5 protein-coding genes are annotated in these 25,542 nt (G+C 66.1%); 1 reads left to right on the top strand and 4 read right to left on the bottom strand.

The window, feature by feature from the left end:
• Nucleotides 1-10 precede the first annotated feature (10 nt).
• From CH302_RS21295 to CH302_RS21285, 3 genes are all read right to left on the bottom strand, one after another.
• A complete protein-coding gene (locus CH302_RS21295; protein ID WP_255138735.1) occupies nucleotides 11-20,881 on the bottom strand; it encodes a non-ribosomal peptide synthase/polyketide synthase in 20,871 nt (6,956 codons plus the stop codon).
• A 283-nt stretch (nucleotides 20,882-21,164) separates the two neighbouring features.
• Nucleotides 21,165-21,590, bottom strand: a complete 426-nt coding sequence (locus CH302_RS21290; RefSeq protein WP_037188346.1) for a PPOX class F420-dependent oxidoreductase — start codon at nucleotides 21,588-21,590, stop codon at nucleotides 21,165-21,167.
• Between the two features lie 60 nt (nucleotides 21,591-21,650).
• Nucleotides 21,651-23,108, bottom strand: coding sequence for an amidohydrolase (locus CH302_RS21285; RefSeq protein ID WP_037188348.1), 1,458 nt, complete (start codon nucleotides 23,106-23,108; stop codon nucleotides 21,651-21,653).
• A gap of 73 nt (nucleotides 23,109-23,181) precedes the next feature.
• Between CH302_RS21285 and CH302_RS21280 the strand changes: the two genes are divergently transcribed.
• Nucleotides 23,182-23,616: an acyl-CoA thioesterase gene (locus CH302_RS21280; protein ID WP_037189018.1), complete on the top strand. Its 435-nt coding sequence runs from the start codon at nucleotides 23,182-23,184 to the stop codon at nucleotides 23,614-23,616.
• On the opposite strand, the gene CH302_RS21275 is transcribed toward CH302_RS21280, so the two are convergent.
• On the bottom strand, nucleotides 23,592-25,538 hold the full coding sequence (locus CH302_RS21275; RefSeq protein WP_037188350.1) for an acetoacetate--CoA ligase: 1,947 nt from the start codon (nucleotides 25,536-25,538) through the stop codon (nucleotides 23,592-23,594). The two genes, CH302_RS21280 and CH302_RS21275, sit on opposite strands and share 25 nt — an antisense overlap.
• Between the last annotated feature and the right edge of the window lie 4 nt (nucleotides 25,539-25,542).

Raw genomic sequence — 25,542 nt, 5'->3', positions numbered from 1 at the left:
TCGGTTCTCGTCACGACGACGCGATCACCGACTCCGCCCGTTCGATCAACGATGCCAGAGCGGTGTTCAGCCCCTCAGCACCGAGGGCGGGCAAGATACCCGGAACCAGTGCCGACAGTGTGACCGTCACCAGAGCCTGCGGCTTCACAGCCGAGCCCATCGTTGCCGACATCTGTGCCAGTTTGGCGTGCAGAGCAGCGAAATCGATCGTCGTCGATTCGTGTTCGAGTGCCACCGCATCGGGTGCGACGTTCGCTGCCCGGGCAACCAGTTCGGGTAGATCGTCCACCGTCTTGGGCTTGGTTCGCGGTGCGAACTCGGCCTTTTCCTCGTCGGAGAGGATGTCGATGGACCGCAGCACCACATCCGGATCCGAGACGACGGCGTTCAGAATCCGCAGCAGTCGATCGGCGAACGTCGCGATCGACGACTCGTCGAGGATCGCCGTCGCATAGGTGAACGTCGCGTCGATGTCACGCAAAGCGCCGGTGTCGTCGAATCTTTCGACTGCGGTCAGCTGCAGATCGAACTTGGCCTGGTCGTCGCCCGCGGGCAAGGCCTGCACCTGCAGACCCGGCAACTCGAACGTTCCGGTCACGTGGTTCTGGAAGGTCAGCATGGCCTGGAACAGCGGGGTGTAGGCACTCGACCGTGCCCGGCCCAGTGCGTCGACGAGCCGCTCGAAGGGGACGTCCGCGTGGCCGAACGCCGCCAGGTCCTTGTCCTTGGCCTGCTGCAGCAGCTCGGTGAACGTGCCGCTCTGATCGAGTCGAGTTCGCAACACGAGCGTGTTGACGAACATGCCGACGAGCTCGTCGAGTTGCTGTTCACCGCGACCTGCAGTGGGAGTGCCGATGCTGATGTCGGAGGAGTTGCTCAGCCTCGAGAGCAGCACGGCGAAGGCACTGTGCACCACCATGAACGTCGTCGCCGAGTGTTCGCGCGCGATCTTCTCGATCGCCGATGCGATGTCGGTGCCGAACGAGAAGTCGTACGAGGCACCCTGCATCGTCGGGCGAGGCGGTCGCGGCCGATCCAGCGGGAGCGCCAACTGTTCCGGCGCTCCTGCCAACTCGGTCGTCCAGTACGCCAGTTGCTTCGCGAGCGGACTCTCGGGGTCGCTCTCGCTGCCGAGCACGTCACGCTGCCACAGCGCGAAGTCGGCGTACTGGACCGGTAGCGGCGTCCATGCCGGCATCTCCCCCGCAACCCGAGCGGTGTAGGCCACCATGACATCACGGATCAGCGGACCCATCGAGAAGCCGTCGGCGGCGATGTGGTGTGCCACCACGGCGAGTACGTGCTCGTTCTCGGCGACCTGTAGCAGCGCGGCCCGCACCGGAACCGACTTCGTGACGTCGAACCCGGCACCGAGGGTCTCGGTCAGGCGCGAGATCACTGCATCAGGTTCCACCCGCTCGGGCGTCAGGTCGACCCGCACGTCGGCGACGGAACCGATCTGCTGCACCGGCCCGTCGACCGAATCGGGGTATGCCGTGCGCAGAATCTCGTGGCGTCCGAGAACGTCGTCGAATGCCCCGCGCAGGGAGTCGATGTCGAGTGTGCCGGTCAGCCGGACCGCGACAGGAATGTTGTACGCCGAGGAACCGGGGTCGATCCGGTTGATCGTCCACATTCTTTCCTGAGCGATCGAGAGCGGAAGCAGATCGGGTCGCTCACGGACGGTCAGTTCCCGGCGCGCACCGCCACCGACGAGCGGGGCGATGTGAGCGGCCAGACCTGCAACGGTGGACGCCGCGAACACTGCTCGCACCGGAATTTGGGCGTCGAGCGCCTGGCCCAGCCTCGAGACCAATTGCGTTGCGACCAATGAGTTTCCACCGAGCGCGAAGAAGTCGTCGTCGAGTCCGGCGCGATCGAGACCGAGTAGTTCCGCCACGGTGGCCGCGACGATCTCCTCGATCGGAGTGACCGGGGCACGGAACTCGGCAACCTCGAACTGCGGTGACGGAAGGGCCCGTCGATCCAATTTGCCGTTGGCGTTGAGCGGGAGGGCATCGAGGACGACGAACGCCGCAGGAACCATGTACGACGGCACGGCGCGAGCGAGTTCGGCTTCGACACTCGCCACGTCGAGTACAGCTCCGGACTGTCCGACGACGTAGGCGACCAACTGGTCCCCCATCGATTCGCCGGAGTGCACCACGACGGCGGTGTCGGCCACCGTTGCCTGTGTGCGCAGGGCAGCCTCGATCTCACCGAGTTCGATGCGGAATCCGCGAATCTTGACCTGGAAGTCGGCACGCTCGATGTAGTCGAGGCGGGCCGCTGCCGGCGCACCGTCGACGAGCGGAACTCGCCAGCGTACGAGGTCGCCCGTGCGATACATCCGCGTTCCGTTCGCGTCGAACGGATTCGCCACGAACCGCTCGGCGGTGAGGTCTGCTCGCCCGAAGTATCCTCGCGCCAGTTGCGCACCGGCGAGATAGAGCTCTCCGGTGACTCCGGCAGGAACCGGATGGAGACGAGAGTCCAGCACGAACACGGCGGTGTTGGCCTCGGGCACGCCGATCGGCACGGCCACGGTGTCGGCATCGGTGACCGGGTGCGAGGTCACCGACACCGCTGCCTCGGTCGGGCCGTAGAGGTTGTGCAGCTCGGCGGAACCGTTGTGCCGTCGGAAATCCTGCGCCACCGCTGCGGGTAGTGCTTCACCGATGGCCAGGACGCGTCGCAGATCGGGTGACAGCTCGCCCGCGGCAACGGTGCCGAGCATCGACAACATCGACGGGACCAGATGCAACGTCGTCACCGCGTGCCGACGGACCAGCGTGAGCAGGTAGTCCGGATCGCGATGCCCCTCGGGGTTCGCGACGACGAGCCGCCCACCCGAGGTCAGCTGCGACCAGAACTCCCACACCGACAGGTCGAATGTCGCTGCGGTCTTGAGCAGCGAAGCATCGGTCTCGTTCAGGCCGTACTCCGCGCGCAGCCAGTTCAACTGGTTGACGACGGCACCGTGCGAGACCGCCACGCCCTTGGGTCGCCCGGTGGAGCCGGACGTGAAGATGACGTAGGCCGTGTTCTCGGCGGAGAGCACACCGCGGCGCTCGGAGGTCCCCACCGGCGTGGACGACCGGCTCGTGAGATCGAGCTGTGCCAGATCGACGACCGTTGCCGCAGAAGAGATCTCCGGCCCGACGGCACCGGATGTGAGTACGCACAGCGGCGCAGCGGTCTCCAACACGAGCGCGTTGCGCTCGGCCGGCTGATCCGGATCGATCGGGACGTAGGCACCACCGGCCACGGATACGGCGTACATGCCGACGAGCAGATCCACCGATCGCCTGATGGCAAGTCCGACTGGAACTTCGGGTCCGACACCCAGGCCGATCAGGTGACGGGCCAGACGCGACACCCGCTCGGAGAACTCGCCGTACGTCAGCGTGCCGTCGTCGTGCACGAGTGCAACGGCGTCGGCGTGACGCGCTGCCGAGTCCGCGAACAGATCGGCGAGAGTGCCGCCGACTGCGGAATCGAACTCACGGTCGGTGTCGTTCCACTCGTCGACGATGGCGGGCAGCTCACCGTCGAGGAACAGATCCAGGTCCCCGACCGGGGTCGACGGCGACGCCGCGACGGCGTCGAGAACGGCCTCGAACCGCGCGACGAGCGAGCGAGCGGTGCGCTCGTCGAACAGATCGGTCGCGTAGGTCAACAACGCATCGAAGCCACCGGACGCCTCGTCGTCGCGCGGGGCGTCGGAGACGATCAGGTGCAGGTCGAACTGCGACGTTCCGGTCTCGGTGTCCAGTGCCGAGATGTCCAGTCCGTCGAGCTCGAATTCTCGGCGCGCGAAGTTCTGGAACGAGAAGCCGACCTGGAACAGCGGGTGACGGGCCGTCGACCGGGTGGGGTTGACGACCTCGACGAGCCGCTCGAACGGCATGTCGGAATTGGCGAAGGCCTGCAGATCGGTTTCTCGAGCTGCGTCGAGAAGGTCCTCGAAACTCGCTCCGGCAGCCACGTCGAGCCGCAGCACCAACGTGTTCACGAACATGCCGACGAGGTTTTCGATCTCCGCTTCGCCACGACCCGCGATGGGGGTTCCGACGACGATGTCCGGCGATCCCGACATGCGCGAGAGCAGCACGGCGAACGCCGCATGCACCGCCATGAACACCGTCGCGTTGTGCGCGCGTGCCAGTTCGGACAGTCGAGCGTGCGCGGCTGCGTCGATCCGGAAATCGACGCGGCTGCCCCGGAAGGTCTGCTCGGCGGGACGCGGACGATCGAGCGGTAGTTCGATCTGCTCGGGCAACTCGGCCAGAGCATTCTCCCAGTACCGAATCTGCTGCGCAGCAATCGATTCCGAGTCCTCCTCGGACCCGAGAACCTGTCGCTGCCACAGCGCGTAGTCGGCGTACTGCACCGGCAGCGGTGCCCACGCCGGATCGGAACCGCGGGTGCGCGCGGCATATGCGGTCATGACGTCGGTGGACAACGGCATCACCGAAAGACCGTCGGCACTGATGTGGTGGATGACCATGCCGAGTACGAATTCGGTGTCCGAGACGCGGAAGAGCGCGGTCTTCAGCGGCACCCGGGTCGTGACGTCGAACGTCGCCGACAGCAGTTCCAGAACTCGAGTGGTCACCGACTCCGCGTCGGTGTCGATCACCTCGAGGGTGGTGGGAACCTCCGACATCGGCACTATCACCTGATGCGGGCCCTCGGGTGAATCCGGGTACACCGATCGCAGAGTCTCGTGACGCTCGATCACGTCGGAGACCGCACGTTGCAACGCGTCGACATCGAGACGTCCGCTGAGCCGAAGTGCGAACGGGATGTTGTACGCGGTGGACTGGGAATCGAAGCGGTTGAGGAACCACATCCGCTGCTGCGCGAGCGAGAGCGGCACTCGGCTCGGTCGCGTCGATGCCACCAGCGCCGGACGCGCGCCTGCGCCCGAACCCTGCTCGACCCGCGCAGCCAGAGCCGCGACCGTCGGTGCCTCGAACAGAGCGCGCACGGGAACAGTCGTGTCCGCTGCGGCGCCCAGCCTGGACACCACCTGTGTTGCCACCAGCGAATTGCCGCCGAGCTCGAAGAAGTCGTCGTCGAGACCGACACGTTCGACGCCGAGAACATCGGCGAAGACGTCGGCGACCATTTCCTCCACCGGAGTGGTCGGTGACCGGAATTCACGAGTGCGCGCAGCCGGCTCGGGCAGGACTCGTCGGTCCAGCTTTCCGTTGGCGGTCAACGGAATCGCGTCGAGCACCACGAAGGCCGAGGGCACCATGTACTCGGGAAGGTTCTCCCCGATCGCGGCCCTGACGACGTCGATGTCGATGGTCGACTCGGCCGCGGGCACGACGTAGGCAACCAGGCGTGCGGCACCGGGAGTGTCCTCGCGCACGATCACCGCTGCCTGCCCGACGGCAGGAGCGGACGCAACGGCGGATTCGACCTCGCCCAGCTCGATTCGGAAACCGCGGATCTTGACCTGGTCGTCGGCGCGACCGACGAACTCGAGTTCGCCGTCGGTCGACCACCGAGCGACATCGCCGGTGCGGTACAGCACGGATCCGTCACCTGCGAAGGGATCGGCGACGAATCTCGTCGCGCTCAATCCGGCTCGGCCGAGATACCCGCGCGCGACCTGACCACCGGAGACGTACATCTCCCCCGGCACGCCTGCGGGTACCAGCGACAACCGCGAATCCAGTACGTACACCGACAGCCCGGAGATGGCGCGTCCCACCAGGGATCCCGATGCCTGCGCCGCGGACCGCGCGTCCACGACACGGTGCGAGACGTGGACCGTGGTTTCGGTGATGCCGTACATGTTGACCAGTTGCGGGGAGTCGTCGCCGTGACGATCGAACCAACCGGCCAGTCGTCGCAGTTCCAGCGCCTCGCCACCGAACACGATGTACCGCAACGAATAGGCATCTGCCGAGCCTGCGGTGCGATCGACCTGATCGAGCTGGTAGAACGCGGACGGAGTTTGGTTGAGAACGGTGACACGCTCACGAATGAGCAACTCCCGCAATGCTTCCGGCGATCTGGAGGTGAAGTAGTCGACCACGACGACGCTACCGCCGGTGGTCAGCGGGCCCCACAGTTCCCACACCGAGAAGTCGAACGCGAACGAGTGGAACAGCGTCCACACGTCGCCTCGACCGAAACCGAAGTGCCGCGCGGTGTTCGCCAACAGCCGTACGACGTTGCGATGCGGGATCAGCACACCCTTGGGCTTGCCTGTCGAGCCCGAGGTGTAGATGACGTACGCCGTCGCAGCCGCGGTCGCCGGAATCGGATCGGTCGCCGGCAGGTCGCTCTCGGCCGAGGCGGTGTCGATGTCGATCCTGGGAAGCGCTGCGGGGAGCGCCACCTCCACACCCGTCCACGTCAGGACGGCCACCGGACGAGAATCGGTGAGGACGAATTCGATGCGGTCCGCCGGGTAAGACGGGTCGATCGGTACGTAGGCACCCCCGGCTTTGAGCACCGCGAGCAGTGCCACGACGAGATCGGCGGTGCGCGGCAGCACGACGGCCACCAGCGACTCCGGCCCGACCCCCTGGGCGGCGAGAATTCTCGCCAGTGCCGTCGAGGACTCGTCGATCTGTCGGTAGCTCGTGGAGGCACCCTCGAACACCACTGCGGGAGCGTCGGGGTCCTCGGCCACCCGAGCGGCGAAGAGATCGACGATCGTGTCGAGCGAATCGGCGACGGCAGGCGCGTCCTGGGCGAGTGCGAGTACACGGCCGCGTTCGGCTTCGTCCATCACCGGGACGTCGCCGATTCGCTGACCCGGGTCGAGTGCCACGGACTCGAGGACGCGGATCAGACGTTCGCCGATTGCACGCGCCGTGCTGTCGTCGTACAGGTCGCGGGCGAAGGTGACGTCGATGGTCATGCCGCCGTCGACGTGGTTCTCGGTGAACGTGAACTGAACGTCGAACTTGGCCGTCTCGACCTCGAGGTCGACTGCGCGCACGCTCAGGCCCGGGAGTTCGAGCTCGGTCTGCTCCATGTTCTGCACGGTGAGCATCACCTGGACGAGCGGGTGACGAGCCGCCGACCGCGGTGGGTCGAGTACCTCGACGAGCCGCTCGAACGGCACCTCGGCGTGGGCGAACGCCGACAGGTCGGTCTCGCGTGCCCGCGCCAGAAGCTCGGTGAATGCGCCGCCGTGATCGATATCGGTGCGCAGCACCAGCGTGTTGACGAACATTCCGATGACGTCGTCGAGTGCGGCCTCGCCGCGCCCTGCGACCGGTGTACCGATCGCGATGTCGGTCTCTCCGGACAGTCGGGCCAGCAGCACGGCGAGCGAGGAGTGCAACACCATAAACAGCGAGCTCTGGTTGGCGCGGGCCACGTCGCCGAGGCGTCCGTGCGTGTCGGCATCGAGGGCGAGGGTGATGTTGCCGCCGCGGTACGACGACCGATCCGGGCGGACTCGATCGCCGGGGAAGGTGACCTCGTCCGGCAGCGAAGCGAGTGCCCGAGTCCAGTGCCGAATCTGGTTCGAGACCGGTGACGTCGGATCGTCCTCGGAGCCGAGAACGGCCTGCTGCCAGAGCGTGTAGTCGACGTAGCGGACGGCGAGCGGAGCCCAACCGGGCTCGGTGCCCGCGCTGCGCGCCGCGTACGCGACCATCAGATCCCGAGTCATGGGACCGATCGAGAATCCGTCTGCGGCAATGTGATGGGTGACGAACGCCAGAACGTGGCGGTCCGAGTCCAGCTCGAACAACGCGGCACGCAACGGCGGCGCAGTGGTGACGTCGAACCCGCCCATGGCCAGCGCCGCCAACGCCGACGGCAGTTCGGCCGTGGTGGTCGCCGTGGGCACCAGATCCGGAACCACCTGCTGAGCCGGAACGATCACCTGAGAAGCGACACCGTCGACCTCCGGGTAGACCGTTCGCAGCGACTCGTGCCGCTCGACGACGTCGGCGACGGCCGCGCGCAGGGCGGGGATGTCGAGGTCGCCGCCGAGATCGATGGCGACGGGGAGGTTCTCCGTCGCGGACTCGGGGTCGAACCGGTTGAGGAACCACATGCGGCGCTGCGCGAGCGAGAGCGGTACCAGATCCGGCAGATCGGTGCGCACCAGAGGAATTCGACGGCCCGAGCCCGAGAGCTCGTCGAGCCTGGCCGCCAGGGCGGACACGGTCGAGGCCTCGAAGATGGTCCGGACGGTCACCGTGGTGTCGAGTGCCGCGCCGATTCTCGACGCCACTCTCGTGGCGACGAGGGAGTTGCCGCCGAGGGCGAAGAACTCGTCGTCCGCACCGACCACATCGATTCCGAGGACATCGCGGAACACCTCTGCCACAACGGTTTCCGACGTCGTGGTCGGCGCACGGAAAGCACGCTGCTCGATGTTCGGCTCCGGCAGCGCACGACGATCGAGCTTGCCGTTGGGCGTCAGCGGCAGTGCGTCGAGCACGACGGTCGCGGCCGGGACCATGTAGCTCGCGAGCGAGCGCGACGCGAACTCCGTCAGTTCGGCAACGTCGACGGTTCCGCCGACAGCGGGTACGACGTAGGCGACCAGCTGATCGCCCGCGGCAGCTGTCTGCCGAACCAGAACGACGGCCGATTCCACGGACCGATGCTTGCGCAGCACGGTCTCGATCTCGCCGAGTTCGATTCGCAGTCCGCGGAGCTTGACCTGGAAGTCGGTGCGGCCCAGGTATTCCAACCGTCCCGAACCGGAGGGCACCGCACGCCAGCGCACCAGGTCCCCGGTGCGGTACATGCGCGTGCCCGGTTCTCCGAACGGGTCGGGAAGGAATCGATCGGCCGTCAGGTCCGTTCGTCCGAGGTATCCGCGGGCCAGTTGAACTCCGGCGAGGTACAGCTCGCCCGCCACCCCGGGAGCGACCGGAGACAGTCGCGCGTCGAGGACGTACGTTCTGGTGTTCCACACCGGGACACCGATCGGCACGAGGTCGACGTCCGCTTCCGAGACCGCGTGATAGGTAACGTCGACGGCAGCCTCGGTGGGACCGTAGAGGTTGTGCAGCGCCACGCCCGGCAGCACCCGTCGGAGCCGATCGCCGACCTCGGCGGGCAGCGCCTCTCCGGAGGCGAACAGAGTCCGCAGAGTGGTGGCCGCAGTCGACGGCGCTGCTGCCACGACGGAAACGAAGACCTCGAGCAGCGAGGGTACGAAGTGTGCCGTCGTGACCGACTGCGCCTCGATCGTCTCGAGCAGGTACTGCGGATCACGATGACCGTCGGGTTTCGCGATGATCAACGTGGCACCGATCTGCAACGGCCAGAACAGCTCCCATACCGACACGTCGAATGTGACGGGGGTTTTCTGCAGCACGACGCCGTCGGTGGTGAGCTCGTATTCCGACTGCATCCACAGCAGGCGGTTCACGATCGCCTCGTGGGTGACGGCCACGCCCTTGGGCTGCCCGGTCGAACCCGACGTGAAGATGACGTAGGCGGTGTTCGACGGTGCCAGCGCACCGATTCGGTCCGCGTCGGTGATCGGCGTATCGGAGAAGCCGGACAGATCGAGGGTGTCGATGTCGAGGACCTCGACGCCGTCGGCCTCCACCGCGTCTCGTGACGTGGTCAGCACGCAGACCGGTGCCGCGGTTCCGAGAATGTGTGCGATCCGCTCGGCCGGCTGGTCGGGATCGATCGGTACGTACGCGCCACCGGCGGCGATGATCGCGTGGATTCCGACGAGCAGTTCCACCGAGCGACGGGCAGCGATGCCCACTGCGCTCTCGGGTCCGACACCACGGTCGATCAGGAAGCGCGCCAGCCGAGCGACCCGTTCCTGGAATTCGCCGTAGGTGAGCGTGTCGTCTCCGAAAACCAGTGCGGTGGAGGACGAGTCGACCTGTCCGGCGAGGGAGGCCAACGTCTGTGCTCGGTCGACCTCGTGCTCGGTGTCGTTCCAGTCGACCAGCACACGCCTGCGTTCGACGGGCTCGAGCAGTTCGATGTCGCCGACCACGGTCGAGAGGTTGTCGGCGACGGCTTCGAGAACTGTGATCAGGCGATCGCCCAGCGTGACGACCGTGGCTTCGTCGAACAGATCGGTGGCGTAGGTGACGTCTACGGTCATGCCCTGCGGAGCACCGCTGGGTCCGATCGACTCGACGAACGTGAACTGCAGATCGAACAGTGCGACCAGCGTCTCGAAATCGACACCGGAGACCGACAGTCCCGGCAGTTCGAGATCCTTCTGTCCCAGGTTCTGGAACGCGAGCACCACCTGCACGAGGGGATGACGAGCCGTGGATCGGGCGGGGTTGAGGATTTCGACCAGTCGCTCGAACGGTACGTCCACGTGGGCCAGAGCCGACAGGTCGGTCTCGCGGGTGTCGGCGAGTACCTGGTCGAATCGACGCGCCGTGTCGATCTCGGTGCGCAACACCAGCGTGTTGACGAACATGCCGATCAAGTCGTCCAGGGCAGCTTCACCGCGTCCGGCGACCGGGGTGCCGATCGCGATGTCGGCTTCGCCGGACAACCGCGACAGCAGTACGGCCAAGGAGGTGTGCACCACCATGAACAGCGAGGCGTTCTCTGCTCTGGCGGCATCGATCAGTGCGCGGTGCAGATCCTCGTCTATGGAGAAGCGCACGAGCGCACCACTGTTCGACGCCACGACGGGCCTCGGGCGGTCGGACGGCACGTCGAGCTGGTCCGGCAGGCCGGCCAGAGCGGTTGTCCAGTAGTCGATCTGCTGCGAGACGACAGACTGCGGGTCGTCCTCGGAACCGAGTACCTGGCGCTGCCAGAGGCTGTAATCGGCGTAGTCGATCGGCAGCGGAGACCAGAAGGGCTCCTGGTTCAGCGAGCGAGCCGCGTACGCGTTCATCACGTCTCGGGTCAGCGGGCCCAGCGAGAACCCGTCGGCCGCGATGTGGTGGACGACGAAAACCAACAGGTGCTCGGTGGGGCTGACCTCGAAGAGTCTGGTTCGGAAGGGCAGGTCCTTCGACAGGTCGAATCCGGTGGTCGCCAGTTCTCGCAACGCATCCGCGACCTCGTGTGCGGCGATGTCGATGGGCGTCAGATCCGGCGTGGCCGAGGCTGCGTCGACGATGACCTGGTGTGCGGTTCCGTCGGTCTCCGGGAACACCGTGCGCAGGGATTCCTGCCGAGCCACGACGTCCGCGACCGCAATCTGCATTGCGCGGCGGTCCAGCAGACCGGACAGTCGCACGGCGATCGGAATGTTGTTGGCTGCGGATTCGACGTCGAACTTGTTGAGGAACCACATTCGCTGCTGCGCGAGCGACAACGGAATGTGTTGCGGCCGTTGCTGAGGCACCAACGGCGGGCGGCTTCCCGTGGCGACCAGTGTGCCCAACCGCGCGGCCAGATCGGCCACCGTGGAGGTGTCGAACAGCTCTCGCACCGCGATTCTGGTGTCCATGGCCACGCCCAGTCGCGAGACCAGTTGCGTTGCGATGAGGGAGTTTCCGCCGAGCTCGAAGAAGTCGTCGTCGAGACCGACACGCTCGACTCCGAGGACCTGGGCGAAGACCTCGGCAACGGTGCGTTCGATGTCGTTGGTCGGTTCCCGGTACTCGGTCACCTCGAAAGCGGGATCGGGTAGCGCCTTACGGTCGAGCTTTCCACTCGCGCCGAGCGGAAACTCCTCGAGCACGATCAGCGTCGACGGCACCATGTACTCCGCGAGCCGAGACCGCAGCGCGCCGAGGACGGCACCGGTCTCCACCGAGGCACCGGCCGGTACGACGTACCCGACGAGTTGCTCGTGGCGGACCACGACGACCGCCTGGGAGATCGAGCGTTGTGCCAGCAATGCCGATTCGATCTCGCCGAGTTCGATGCGCAGGCCGCGCAGCTTCACCTGGAAGTCCGACCGTCCCACGTATTCGAGCTCGCCGTTGCGGTTCCACCGCACGACGTCGCCGGTGCGATAGAGGCGCCGCCCGCCGGTAGCGAACGGATGTGCCACGAAGCGGTCCGCGGTCAGGTCCGAGCGTCCCACATAGCCACGTGCCAGCTGAGTACCCGCGAGATAGAGCTCACCTGCGACACCGACGGGAGTGGGATTCAGTCGCGAATCGAGCACGTAGACAGAGGTGTTCCACACCGGTGCTCCGATGGGCATCACCTCCGAATCCTCGTCCGTGACAGCGTGATAGGTCACGTCGACGGCAGCCTCGGTTGGGCCGTACAGGTTGTGCAACTCCACTCCAGCGATTGCTCGCCGTAGCGCGCGGGCCGTGGTGGGAGCCAATGCCTCACCGGATGCGAACACCAACCGCAGCGAGGCACCCGACGCTCGGCGTCGCTCCACCTCGGGTACGAACACCGACATCATCGACGGCACGAAGTGCACCACCGAAACATGCTCGCGAGCAATGACATCGAGCAGATACAGCGCATCCCGATGACCGTCCGGAACAGCGATGGCCACCGACGCCCCGTTCTGCAGCGCCCAGAAGAACTCCCACACAGACACATCGAACGTCGACGGAGTCTTCTGCAACACCACGTCCTCGGCGGTCAACCCGTACTCGTGCTGCATCCACAACAACCGATTCACGATCGCCTCGTGCGAGACACCCACGCCCTTGGGACGTCCCGTCGAACCCGATGTGAAGATCACGTACGCGAGATTCGACGCCCGCAACGGTGCCGTGCGCTCGGCATCGGTCAACGGTGCCGCAGACAGGCCCGACACGTCGACGGTGTCGATGTCGATCGTCTCGACCCCCGCGAACTCCACGTGATCACGCGTCGTCGACAACACCCGAACCGGAGCCGCCGTGGCAACGATGTACTCGTTCCGATCCGCCGGTTGCGACGGATCGATCGGCACGTATCCCGCACCGGCCTTCACGATCGCGTACATACCCACGAACAGGTCCAGACTCCGCCCGATCGCGAGCCCCACCAGCGAATCAGGCCCAACCCCGGCCGACACCAGAAGTCGCGCAAGACGATTCGCACGCCCCGCGAACTCCGCATAGGTCAACCGCTCACCCTCGAACACCAATGCTCTGGCATCCGGAGTCTCGGCCACCTGACGATCGAACAGGTCGACCAGCGTCACCCGGTCCGGTACCTCGTGTTCGGTGCGGTTCCACGCTGTCACGACTCGGTCGCGCTCGCCGTCGTCGAGAAGGTCGATGTCTCCCACCGACAGCGAGGGATCTGCCACCACGGCACTGAGTATCCGCACGAAACGTTCGGAGAACCCTCTCACCGTCGCGGCGTCGAACAGGTCGGTCGCGTAGGTCAACTCGGCGGCCATGCCCTGTCCGCGACCGTCCACTCCGATGGACTCGGTGACGGTCAGCTGCAGGTCGAACTTCGCCACCTCGGCATCGAGGGCGACGCTGTCCACCGACAGACCCGGTAGGTCGACGTGCGTGCGGGTGAGGTTCTCGAACGAGAGCATCACCTGGAACAGGGGGTGCCGCGCCTGCGATCGGGACGGATTGAGCACCTCGACCAAACGCTCGAACGGCAGATCGGCGTGTCCGAACGCGCCGAGCGCCACTTCGCGGGCGCGCCCGATCTGCTCCGAGAACGTCCGACCCGATTCGATGTCGGTGCGCAACACGAGGGTGTTGACGAACATGCCGACCACGTCGTCGAGGGCTGCGTCGCCTCGGCCTGCGACCGGAGTACCGATCGCGATGTCCTCGGTGCCGGACAGGCGTGCGAGCAGCACCGCCAGAGCCGCGTGGACGACCATGAACAGCGATGCGTTGTGCGTGTGGGCCAGCGAGGACAGGCCTCGATGGACCTCGGCCGGTACATCGAATCGGATCGACGATCCTTGGTAGGACTGACGATTCGGGCGCGGCCGATCGGTCGGCAGATCCAGCTGGTCGGGCAGACCGGCAAGCATGTCGGCCCAGTAGTCGACCTGACCGGAGATCAGCGATTGCGGATCGTCCTCGGAGCCGAGAACCGAACGCTGCCACAGGCTGTAGTCGGCGTACTGCACCTCGAGCGGCATCCACGCCGGGTTCTCCCACGCGGTACGCGAGGCGTACGCGATCATGAGGTCGCGGGCCAGCGGACCCATCGACCAGCCGTCGGCCGAGATGTGGTGCACCACCATGGCGATGACGTGCTCGCGAGGACCGATCTCGAAGAGGCGGGCCTGAATCGGAACGTTGACCGTCACGTCGAACGTCGTCGACGCCAGTGTGAAGACCTGCCGCTGAATATCGGCTGCGGACGTCGGAATGGGCATCAGGTTCGGCACCGTCTGAGCGGCGTCGAGGATGGACTGCTGCGGGCCGGCCGCGGCGTCCGGGTAGACCGTGCGCAGCGACTCGTGCCGGTCGATCACGTCCATGATCGCAACCTGCAGCGCGGCGACGTCGAGTTCGCCGGTCAGTCTCAATGCGAACGGAATGTTGTACGCGGTGGAGTCGGCATCGAATCGATTGAGGAACCACATTCGCTGCTGCGCGAGCGAGAGCGGAATTCGCTCGGGCCGCACGGTCGCGACGAGTGCGGTGCGGCCGCCCTCCCCTGCGGCCTGCTCCACCCGTACTGCGAGCAGCGCCACGGTCGACGCCTCGAACAGCATGCGCACCGGCACGGTGGCATCGAGAGCGACTCCCAGGCGCGAGACCACCTGTGTGGCGATCAGCGAGTTACCGCCGAGCTCGAAGAAATCGTCGTCGAGACCCACGCGCTCCACCCCGAGAACGTCCGCGAAGACGTCGGCAACGATCTCCTCGATCGGTGTCGTCGGGGCACGGAACTCGCGCACCTCGAACACCGGAGCCGGCAGTGCCCGGCGATCGAGCTTGCCGTTGACGGTCAGTGGGATGGCGTCGAGCACGACGAACGCCGACGGCACCATGTACTCCGGAAGTACCTCGGCGATACCGGTTCTGATGTCTTCGATGTCGACGATCGGCCGACCCTCGACCGCAGCGGACACCACGTAGGCGACCAGTCGAGCTGCACCGGGCGAGTCCTCGCGAACGACCACGGCGGCCTGGGTGACGGTCGGCTGCGCGGTCACCGCCGCCTCCACCTCGCCCAGCTCGATGCGGAATCCACGGACCTTGACCTGATCGTCGGAACGACCGAGGTATTCGAGTTCGCCTGCGGCGTTCCACTGTGCGAGGTCACCGGTTCGGTACAGCAGCGATCCGTCGTCGGCTCCCGACGAGAAGGGGTTCGCCACGAAGCGAACCGACGTCAGCTCCCGGCGGCCGAGATAACCGCGGGCGAGTTGTCCACCGGCAACGTACATTTCGCCGGGCACCCCGACCGGAACCGGATGCAGGCGGGTGTCCAGCACGAACACCCGCAGTCCGGCGATGGGCTTGCCGACCACCGAGGCACTGGTCTCGACGGACGCGGCATCGAGCGCACGATAGGACACGTGCACGGTCGTCTCGGTGATGCCGTACATGTTGACGAGCTGGGGCGAACGGTGCCCGTGCCGCTCGAACCACCCGGTCAGACGCCGTTGTTCGAGGGCTTCACCGCCGAAGATCACGTAGCGCAGTGACAGTTCGCCATGATCGGTTGCCGTCGTGCGATCGGCCTCGGACAGCTGATAGAACGCCGACGGCGTCTGGTTGAGCACCGTGACCTGCTCGTCGACGAGCAAGCGGTGGAATGCCTCCGGCGACCGCGAGGTGAAGTAGTCGACGACGACCAACGTGCCGCCGTACAGCAACGGGCCCCACAGCTCCCACACCGAAAAATCGAAGGCGTAGGAGTGGAACATCGTCCACACGTCGTCGGCACCGAAGCCGTAGACCGAATCGGTGTTGTCGAGCAGCCGAACGACGTTGCGATGCGGAATCATCACGCCCTTGGGGCGGCCTGTCGAACCCGAGGTGTAGATGACGTAGGCGACGTTGTCGGGTCGCAGCGGACTCGTCCGGTCCTCGTCGGTGAGACGATCGCCGGACACCGACGACAGATCGACGGTGTCGATGTCGAGCAATGCTGCGCCGGTACGAGATTCGACGTCGGACGGCAGTTCCACTCGGTTCGAGCCGGACAACAGAACGGTTGTGGGCCGAGCGTCGTCGAGCATGTACTCGACTCGGTCGAGTGGGTAGCTCGGATCGACGGGGAGGTATCCACCGCCGGCTTTGATCACCGCGACGAGCGCGACGACGAGTTCCGCAGACCGCGGAAGGGCGACGGCGACCAGGCTTTCGGGGCCGACGCCGTGGGAGATGAGAACGCGGGCAAGACGGTTGGAGTGCGCGTCGAACTCGGCGTAGGTCATCGACGAGTCACCGAAGCGCACCGCGACGCCGTCCGGGTGACGTGCGGCAGCGGCGTCGAACAGATCCACCAGGGTCAGCTCCCGAGAGACGTCGTCTCCCGATGCGTTCCACTGCGACACCACGGACCGGTGCTCCGCGGCATCGACGATTGCGACGTCGCCGACCGGCACCGTCGAGTCCGTGGTGACCGCGTCCAGAATCGCCAGGAAGCGACGAGCGAAACTCTCGACGAGATCGGCGTCGAACAGATCTGTGGCGTACTCGAACACCGCGTCGATACCCGCGGGTGCCCCGTCGTCGAGATGCTCGGTCAGCCACAGCTGTACGTCGAATTTGGCGATGGGAACGTCGAATTCGGCGGCTGTGGCGCGCAGGCCACCGACGGTGAGTTCACGAGACATCGCCGATTCCAGCGAGATCGCGACCTGGAACAGCGGGTGCCGGGACGTCGAACGCACCGGGTTCAGCACCTCGACGAGGCGCTCGAACGGCACGTCTGCATGCGCGAACGCGGACAGGTCCGTGTCACGAACGCGCGAGAGGAGTTCCTCGAACGTCAACGCCGGATCGACCTCGGTGCGCAGTACGAGTGTGTTGACGAACATGCCGACCAGGTCGTCGAGTGCTGGTTCTCCTCGACCGGCCACGGGCGCACCGATGGCGATGTCGGTGGTGCCACTGAGCCGGGCGAGCAGGAGCGCGTACGCGGACTGCATGACCATGAACAGCGAGGCGTTGTTCGCCCGGGCCAGGCTCGCCAGCGAGGCGTGCAGATGCGCAGGCACGTCCACCCGAAGCTTGCTGCCCGCGTTCGAGGACACTGCGGGACGAGGCCTGCTCGACGGCAGTGCCAACTGATCGGGAAGATCTTCGAGAGTCGCGCTCCAGTACGCGATTTCGCGCGAAGCCAAGGACAGCGGATCGGTCTCGGGACCGAGCACCGCTCGTTGCCACAGCGCGTAGTCGGCGTACTGGACCTCGAGAGGCGTCCACTCGGGTGCGCGCCCCTTGACCCGGCTCGAGTAGGCCACCAGCACATCCCGCGCCAGCGGACCGAACGACGCCCCGTCGGCGGCGATGTGGTGCAGCACCATCGCGAGTTCGTGCTCGGTCGGTGAGATCTCGAAGAGTGCGATGCGGAACGGTGTATCGACCGTGACGTCGAATCCCTTGGCGACCAGCTCGTGCAGGCGACCGCCCAGTTCGTCGCGTTCGATGCGGACCGGCAGAATCGTCGCCGGGGTCCGCGCCGCCGTGAGCACAACCTGTTCCGGTGAGCCGTCCACCTCGGGGTAGACGGTGCGCAGGGTCTCGTGTCGGTCGACGACGTCGGCGAATGCGGCCGACAGGGCGACCACGTCGAGCGGACCGGTCAGACGGACGGAGAACGGCAGGTTGTACACCGCGGTGGTGGGGTCGAAGCGGTTGAGGAACCACATACGCTGTTGCGCAGGAGAGAGTGGAATACGTTCGGGCCGTTCCCGCGACTCCAGCACCGGGGTGTCCGCCCCGAGCCGAGCCGCCGATTCGGCCCTGGCCGCCAGCGCGCCGACCGTGGGAGCTTCGAACAGCTCACGGACGCCGAGGCGAACTCCGAGAGCGCTGCCGACTCGCGTCACCAACTGCGTGGCGATCAGAGAGTTGCCACCGAGCTCGAAGAAGTCCTCGTCCAGACCGACCTTGGAGGCACCGAGCAGATCCTCGTAGATACCGGCGACAACGTACTCCGCCCGGCTCTGCGGGGCCCGATACTTCTTCGCGCTGCTGAACACCGGTTCCGGCAACGCTTTTCGGTCGAGCTTGCCACTGGTGTTCAGTGGCAGGGCGTCGAGGACGACGACCGCTGCAGGCACCATGTACGACGGTAGGGCGTGGCCGGCGAACTCGATCGCCGCGGCGGATTCGATGGATCGTCCCGGAGCCGCGACGACATACGCCACCAACTGATCACCGGTGACCGTCTGGACCACCAATACCACTGCCTGCGATATCGATTCGTTGGCGAGCAGAACCGTTTCGATCTCGCCGAGCTCGATGCGTTGTCCGCGGAACTTGACCTGGAAGTCCGTCCGGCCGATGTAGTCCAACACTCCGTCGCCACGCCAGCGCACGAGGTCACCGGTGCGGTACATCCGCTCGCCGCCGGTGCCGAAGGGGTTGGCGACGAAGCGATCCGAGCTCAGATCCGGTCGGCCCACGTAGCCGCGCGCCAGCTGAACTCCCGCGAGGTACAGCTCGCCCGATTCGCCGATCGGGGTCGGTCGTAGCCGACCGTCGAGAACGAAGGCCTTGGTGTTCCACTCGGGCACACCGATCGGAACGGTGCGAGTGTCCTGCGGTCCGCTGGGGTGATAGGTGACCGAGACCGCGGCCTCGGTGGGGCCGTAGAGATTGTGCAGCCCCGCCGAGCACAGTGCGCGGAACGACGCTGCGGTCTCGACCGGCAATGCCTCGCCGATGACGAACACGTGGCGCAACGAACTGCAGGTACCCGTCGGTGCATTGGCCACGAACACCGTCAGCATCGACGGCACGAAATCGGTGATGGTGACCCGATGTTCGGCGATCTTGTTGGCCACGTAGACCGAATCGCGATGCCCGTCGGGAGTGGCGAGCACCATTGTCGCGCCGACCCGCAGAGGCAGGAAGAATCCCCAGAGCGAGACGTCGAAGGTGGTGGCCGTCTTCTGCAGATAGACGTCGGATGCATCCATCGGATACTCCGAGAGCATCCACTCCATCTGATTGTCGATCGCCGCGTGTTCGACCGCGACGCCCTTCGGCCGTCCGGTCGAACCGGAGGTGTAGATCACGTACGCGGTATTCGAGAGTCGCAGTGGCGCAGTGCGTTCGGAGTCCCGAACGGGTGCCGTGGACCGCGACGCGCAGTCGACGAGATCGACCGCAACCGTCTCGGTTCCCTCGGGGAGCGCAACGTCGTCGTGCGAGGAGATGAGCACACACCGCGGCTGCGCGGAGTCGAGAATGTACGCGGTCCGATCGGCAGGGTGGTCGGGGTCGATCGGCACCCAGGCGCCGCCTGCCGCCACGATCGCGTACATGCCGACGACGAGGTCGAACGAACGGCGGATCGAGAGTCCGACGAGAGTCTCGGGGCCGACACCCATATCGATCAGGTGACGCGCCAGGCCGTTCACTCGCGCGGAGAGTGCACCGTAGGTGACCGACTCGCCCTCGTACACCAGGGCCGTCGCGTCGGGGTGTGCGGCCGCAGCCGCTTCGAAGGCGGACAGCAGCGTGCGTGGCTCGGTCTCGTGCTCGGTGGCATTCCACTCGGCCACGACGAGTTCGCGTTCGCCACCGTCGGTCAGTGCCAGATCCCACACCGCGCTCTTGGCTCCCGCCGCCACGAACCGGGCGAAGAATTCGACGAACCTCTCGTGGTTCCGCCCGGACTGCTCGGGTCCGTACAGATTGGGGTTGGACTCGAAGTCGATGTGGGTGGTCGACCCGGCAACGCTGGTGTAGAGGTTGAGCCCGAAATCCTCGATGAGGCCGGTCGAGAGAATGTTGATGCCGCCGACCATCGAACCGAGGCGCACCTCGCCGAAGAACAGCATGATGTTGACCCACGGACCGAAGAACGAGGCCTGACCGCTGGCCGCTCCGGAATCGCGCCGAATGTCCTCGTGCCGGTATCGCTGGTGCCGCAGGGCCCCGGAGACCTCGGCGTTGACGCGCGCGAGCAGCGTCTCGACGGTGGTGTCACCCGACACGTCGAGTCGGAGGGGAACGACGTTGGAGACCATGCCGCCGGAACGGCGCAACACCGCGGTGGTGCGCGCGGTGACCGGGAGCGAGAGCACGACGTCCTCGCGTCCGGTCATCTGCGCGAGGTAGGCGGCGAAGCCGGCGATGACGATGGTTGCCATCGTCGTGTCGGTCTCGCTTCGCAGGGCTTCGAGTCCGTCCATCGTCTCGGCGGACAGGGCTGTGCTGTCGATCTGACTCGTCGCCGCCGGTGCAGCCGTGTGACCGGCGAGGGTGGTGACTCCGTCGATACCGTCGATCCGCGACGCCCAGTACTCGCGGTCGGCCTCGAAACGGCTCGAGTCGCGGTAGGCCACGTCGATGTCGTAGACCTTCGTCAGGTCCGACGCCAGGTTCTTGCTCGGTTCGGTGCCCTCCACCGCCGCGGTGTAGAGCTCCGCCGCACGGTTCATGAACGTGACGGCACCGAATCCGTCGAGCACGACGTGATGCACGCGCTCGTACCAGAACCAGACGTCGTCCTCGAGGCGCAGCACGGTCGCGGCGATCAGTCGGTCGCGCAGAATGTCGATCGGCGCGCTGTAGTCGCCGTGCATCCACGCCAGGGCCGCTGCACGAGGATCGGCCTCGCCGCGTAGGTCCAGGTAGTTCAGGGAGTCGTCGAGGGTGGGATCGACGATCTGCCGGGGCTCGGCGTCGATCTCGACGATGCGCACGAATCCGGACTGCAGTTCGAGTGCCGCCTGTGAGGATGATCGACGAAGCAACTCCACGTCGAGCTCGCCGTGCAGCTCGATGTACTGGGCGATGTTCGCGGGTACCGAGGGGTCCACATGCTGCGCGAACCACATTCCCAATTGGGCCGGTGACAGGGGGAACGACGAATGCTCAGGACTGCCGACTCCGTCGTCGTGTCCAGCACCTTCCACACCTAGCGGGTCCAATCGATTCCTCTCTTTCCCACAATCACACGCGCCCCCACCGGCTGCCGAACCGGCAGCGATCGGCGGGCACCGAACACGTCGAGCAAGTTGCTTACTTCGTTCTCTATTTTCTCACCGGGAGCAACTCGAAGTTACCTTTCAGTACATATCCGTACGTATGTACCGGACCGTTACAAGTCGATACCCGATCCGAGCCGACCCGACACACTCCGACTCGATTCGGCACCCGGTCAATCTACAGTGCCGAACGTGCGGCGACCGTCGGTCGTCATGCCGTCATGTCGAAAGCGGCGATGACCTTGTTCGGTGTCACCCGAACGATCAATTCGCCCGGAACACCGTTGCGTGCGCCGAACTCCTCGGCGCGATCGCGGCCCATGTACCTGGCCCCGAGCTCGGTGGCGGTGCGGAGCAACTCCGCGGGGTCCTCGTCGACCGACGCGATGCCCTGCACCTGGACGAATCCGTACGGCGGCTCTTCGAGATCGACGGTCAGCACGACGCGGGGGTCACGGCGAATCGACTTTCCCTTCGCCGTGTCGGCCCCGGTGTTGAACACGATCTGGTCGCCCTCGACGAGGAACCAGATGGGTGCCACCAGGGGCCTTCCGTCGGAGGCGAGGTATCCGAGCTTGCCGGTGCGGGTACCCGCGGACAGAAACTCGCGTACGCGCGGATCGGTGATCGACGTCATCGCAGTCACGCTACGCGGCCACACCGACAAGATCGATCCGTGGGCTTCGCCTCCGTGCTCCTACACAGCAGCTGCGCGTGTGAGCGCACCGGCGCAGATCGTGGCTCTGATCTCCGTCTCGGCGAGATCGTGCACCGAGCGGTGCACGGGATGCTCGACCAGAACGACGATGTCCGCTGCATCCCCCTCTCGGAGCGCGCCACGGCCGCCGCACGCTGCGCGCAGTGCCACCTCGAGGGGCACGGCTTCGTCCAGGTGCCACGGGGGTCGGTCGTCGTCGGTACGGAACACCGCTGCGGCGACTCCCGCCAGCGGCTCCGGTGGACTGACCGGGGCATCGGAACCGAAGAGCAAGGTCGCACCGCTTCGGTGCAGCGAGCCGTAACCGTAGGCCACCGAGCGCCGTCCGGCCCACAGGTCCTCGGCGATGTCGCGATCGGCCATCGCGTGCTGCGGTTGCACCGATGCCACGACGCCCAGCGCAGCGAAGCGCGCGACGTCGTCCGGCAGTATCTGTTGCGCATGTTCGATGCGGCCACCGCAGCCGGCGCGCTCGAATGCATCGAGGGCGATGCCGTTGGCGCGGTCACCGATCGCGTGGATGGCAGGCACGATTCCGCCTCCCGACGCCCGCGAGACGAGCCGGTACAGATCGTCCCGAGTTTCGAGCAACAGCCCGTACGCGTCGTCCCCGTCGACGCCCGGGTACCGATCGTGGCAGCACGCCGTTCGAGTATTGAGCGAACCGTCGAGCATCACCTTGAGCGGTCCGCGCCGGACCAGTTCCGACAGAGCCGAGACGTCGCCGGTGCGCTCGCCGCGCTCGAGTGCTTCGTCGAGCCATTGCGGCCACACCGTCGTGTCGACTCGCACCGCAGGCGAACCGGCCGACAGCCGTCGATCCCAGACCGTCTTGTTGTCGGCGAACTCGAAATCCACGACGCCGGTGACGCCGCGGACCGCCAGTGCGGCGGTGGCGTCGAGCACGGCCCGATCGAGTTCGGCCGGATCGTCCTGCTCCTCGAGCGCCATGACCGCTTCGAGACCGTCGACGTCGCGCAGCACACCGGTGGGGTGATCGATACCCAGATCGTCGAGCAACGCCGGGCTCAGCCACAACGTGTGCAGATCCATGCTCGTCATCGCCACGCGAGCACCGGGCAGCGCATTCTCGAGCAGGTCCTTGTGCGGCTCCTCCGGCCAGTGTGCGTCACGGAAGCCGTTGGCGCGCACCACCGATTCGCCTGCCGTGCGCGCGTAGGGGTACACCAGGGCGACCGCGTCGGCAGCCGATGCGGCGGACCCGACATCGATTCGCCGCCGCGCCGCCGCCCACTGCGTCAGGTGCACGTGAGAGTCCACGAACCCGGGCAACGCCACCCCGCCCCCACCGTCGAGCACCTCCTCGCCCCGTGCGCGCCTGGTGCCCGCCGGAGTGATCGACGCGATGACCGATCCTGTGAGTTCTATGTCGAAGAGCACGCCGGAACCATCCAGTGCGACATTGGCGATAATCACTCCTGGGACTCTAGAGCGTCGTGGTCACGGGCGCGCATGCCATCCTCTAGCAATGGAAACAGAGCCTGGTGCGATGCAGACAGAGCCGGCCGGTCCCGTCGGATATCACGCGAGCGTGACGGTGCGGTGGTCCGATATGGATGCCTTCGCGCACATCAACCATGCACGGATGGTCACCTTGCTCGAAGAGGCGCGCATCGAATGGCTGCTCAGCGAGGGCGAGGCCAACGAGTCTCTGATCAAGAGTGCGTTGATCGCGAATGTGACCATTGCGTACAAGAAGCCGCTCCGGCATTCGGACGGTCCGCTCGACGTCACACTGTGGTTCGAGAAGGTGCGCGCTGTCGATTTCACCATCGGGTACGAGGTACGCGCCGCGGGTGCGGCACCGGAATCGCCGCCCGCCGTGGTGGCGACGACCCGGATGGCGATGGTCGACGTCGGTGCCGAGACCCTGCGCCGCATCGCGCCCGAGGAGAAGGCCTATCTCGCGCGCTGGACTCGCTGAAACTCGGTCGCCCGGTCGACGAACCACGCCAACGCAGCCGGGTCGTCGACGGCACGTGCATCGAGAGTGCCTGCGGCAGTGGCACCTTGGAAGAGCCGTTTGAGCGGTACCTCGAGCTTCTTCCCGGTTCGAGTGTGAGGTATCGCGGGCGTGGCGATGACGTCGTCGGGAACATGTCGCGGCGACGCCTGCGTTCTGATGACGGATTCGATGCGTTCCCGCAACTCGTCGGTCACGCCGTCCGGGACCACAACGAACAGGGGCATCCAGTATCCGCCGTCGGGTAGCTCGATGCCCAGAACGAGCGCCTCGGTGACCTCGTCCAGAGATTCGACGGCCTGATAGATGTCGGCGCTCCCCATACGAATTCCGTTGCGGTTGAGCGTCGAATCCGACCGCCCGTGTACGAGAACACTGCCGCGATCGGTCATGGTGATCCAGTCGCCGAGCCGCCAGATTCCCGGATAGGTGTCGAAGTATGCGTCCCGGTAACGAGATCCGTCCGCGTCGTTCCAGAAGTACAGCGGCATCGACGGCATCGGCTCGGTGACGACCAGCTCACCGACGGTGCCACGGACTGCGTCGCCCTCCTCGTCGTAGGCGTCGAGCGCGACGCCGAGGAACGGCACCGACAGCTCCCCGGCCCAGACCGGCGCGGTCCGCACTCCCCCGGCGAATGCCGACACCACGTCGGTGCCACCGGAAATGGAGAAGACCGGCACGTGGGCTCCGATGTTCTCCGACAACCAGATCGACGACGTCGCAGGCATCGCGGATCCGGTGATCCCGACGGCTCGCAGTGCCGAGAGATCGTGATCGGTGCCGGGATGCGCGTCGGCCTTGATGCACGCGAGCACATAGCCGGGGCTGGTTCCGAGATACGTCACACCCAGCCTGGCTGCGATGTCCCACAGCGCATCCGGCGTAGGGAACGACGGATTTCCGTCGGAGCACACGATCGTGGACCCGGCCAGTAGACCGGCGACCTGGAAGTTCCACATCATCCAGCTGGGGCTGGTGTACCAGAAGAACACGTCCTCTGGTCCCAGATCGGAGTGCAGGGCAACGGATTTGAGATGCTCGAGCACGACACCGCCGTGACCGTGCACGATCCCCTTCGGCAGACCGGTGGTACCCGAGGAGAACACGACCCACAGCGGGTGATCGAAAGGCACTGCGACCGGACTCAAATCGCGACTCTGCGCTGTTGCGGCAGACCAACTCACCGCGCTTCCCGACGCCTCGCCGACCGTCACCACGACCCGTAGCGTCGGCAACCCCGACGTGAGCGCGTCGACATCGGCGGCCTTGTCCCTGAACTTCCCTCCGTACACGTACCCGTCGGCAGTGATCAGCGCTGTGGGCTCGAGCTGACCCAGACGGTCGAGCGCCGCCGAGGCCGAGTAGTCCTGCCCACACGCGGACCACACCGCCCCCAGGCTCGCGGTCGCCAGGAATGCGATCACCGCCTCGGGAACGTTGGGCAGATATCCGACGACGCGGTCGCCGCGTCGAACTCCCGCGCCTGCGAGCGTCCCCGCCAGCGCCCCGGCCCGATCGATCACCTCCTGCCACGTCACGGTCCGCGTCGAACCGTCTTCGCGGGCGTGGACGATTGCGGCGCGACCGGGTCGAGCGTGCCTGATCACCTGGTCCACGTAGTTCAGCTGCGTACCCGGAAACCAGTGTGCTCCCGGCATATCTCGCTCTGCGAGCACAGTTTTCGGCACGCTGGAGGAGCGGACCTCGAAGAAGTCCCACACCGCTCGCCAGAACAGTTCCAGCTCGTTCGTCGACCATCGCCACAGAGCCGAGTAGTCCGGTAGAAGCACATCGTGACGTTGCTCGACGAAGCGCGCGAACTCGGTCACCCGAGCCTCGGCAAGATCGGAATCCGTCGGCGTCCACAGCGCACTGATCATGGAA

Origin of the sequence: Rhodococcus sp. 15-2388-1-1a (genome assembly GCF_002259145.1) — a bacterium.
Classification (GTDB): domain Bacteria; phylum Actinomycetota; class Actinomycetes; order Mycobacteriales; family Mycobacteriaceae; genus Rhodococcoides.
Note: the sequence above shows the minus strand (reverse complement) of the source record. Positions and strands in the feature narration are given on the sequence as shown.

Excerpts from the sequence above, each read along its gene's own strand:
- CH302_RS21275 (WP_037188350.1), bottom strand. The coding sequence starts at position 25,538 with ATGATCAGTGCGCTGTGGACGCCGACGGATTCCGATCTTGCCGAGGCT.
- CH302_RS21280 (WP_037189018.1), top strand. The coding sequence starts at position 23,182 with ATGCAGACAGAGCCGGCCGGTCCCGTCGGATATCACGCGAGCGTGACG.
- CH302_RS21290 (WP_037188346.1), bottom strand. The coding sequence starts at position 21,590 with ATGACGTCGATCACCGATCCGCGCGTACGCGAGTTTCTGTCCGCGGGT.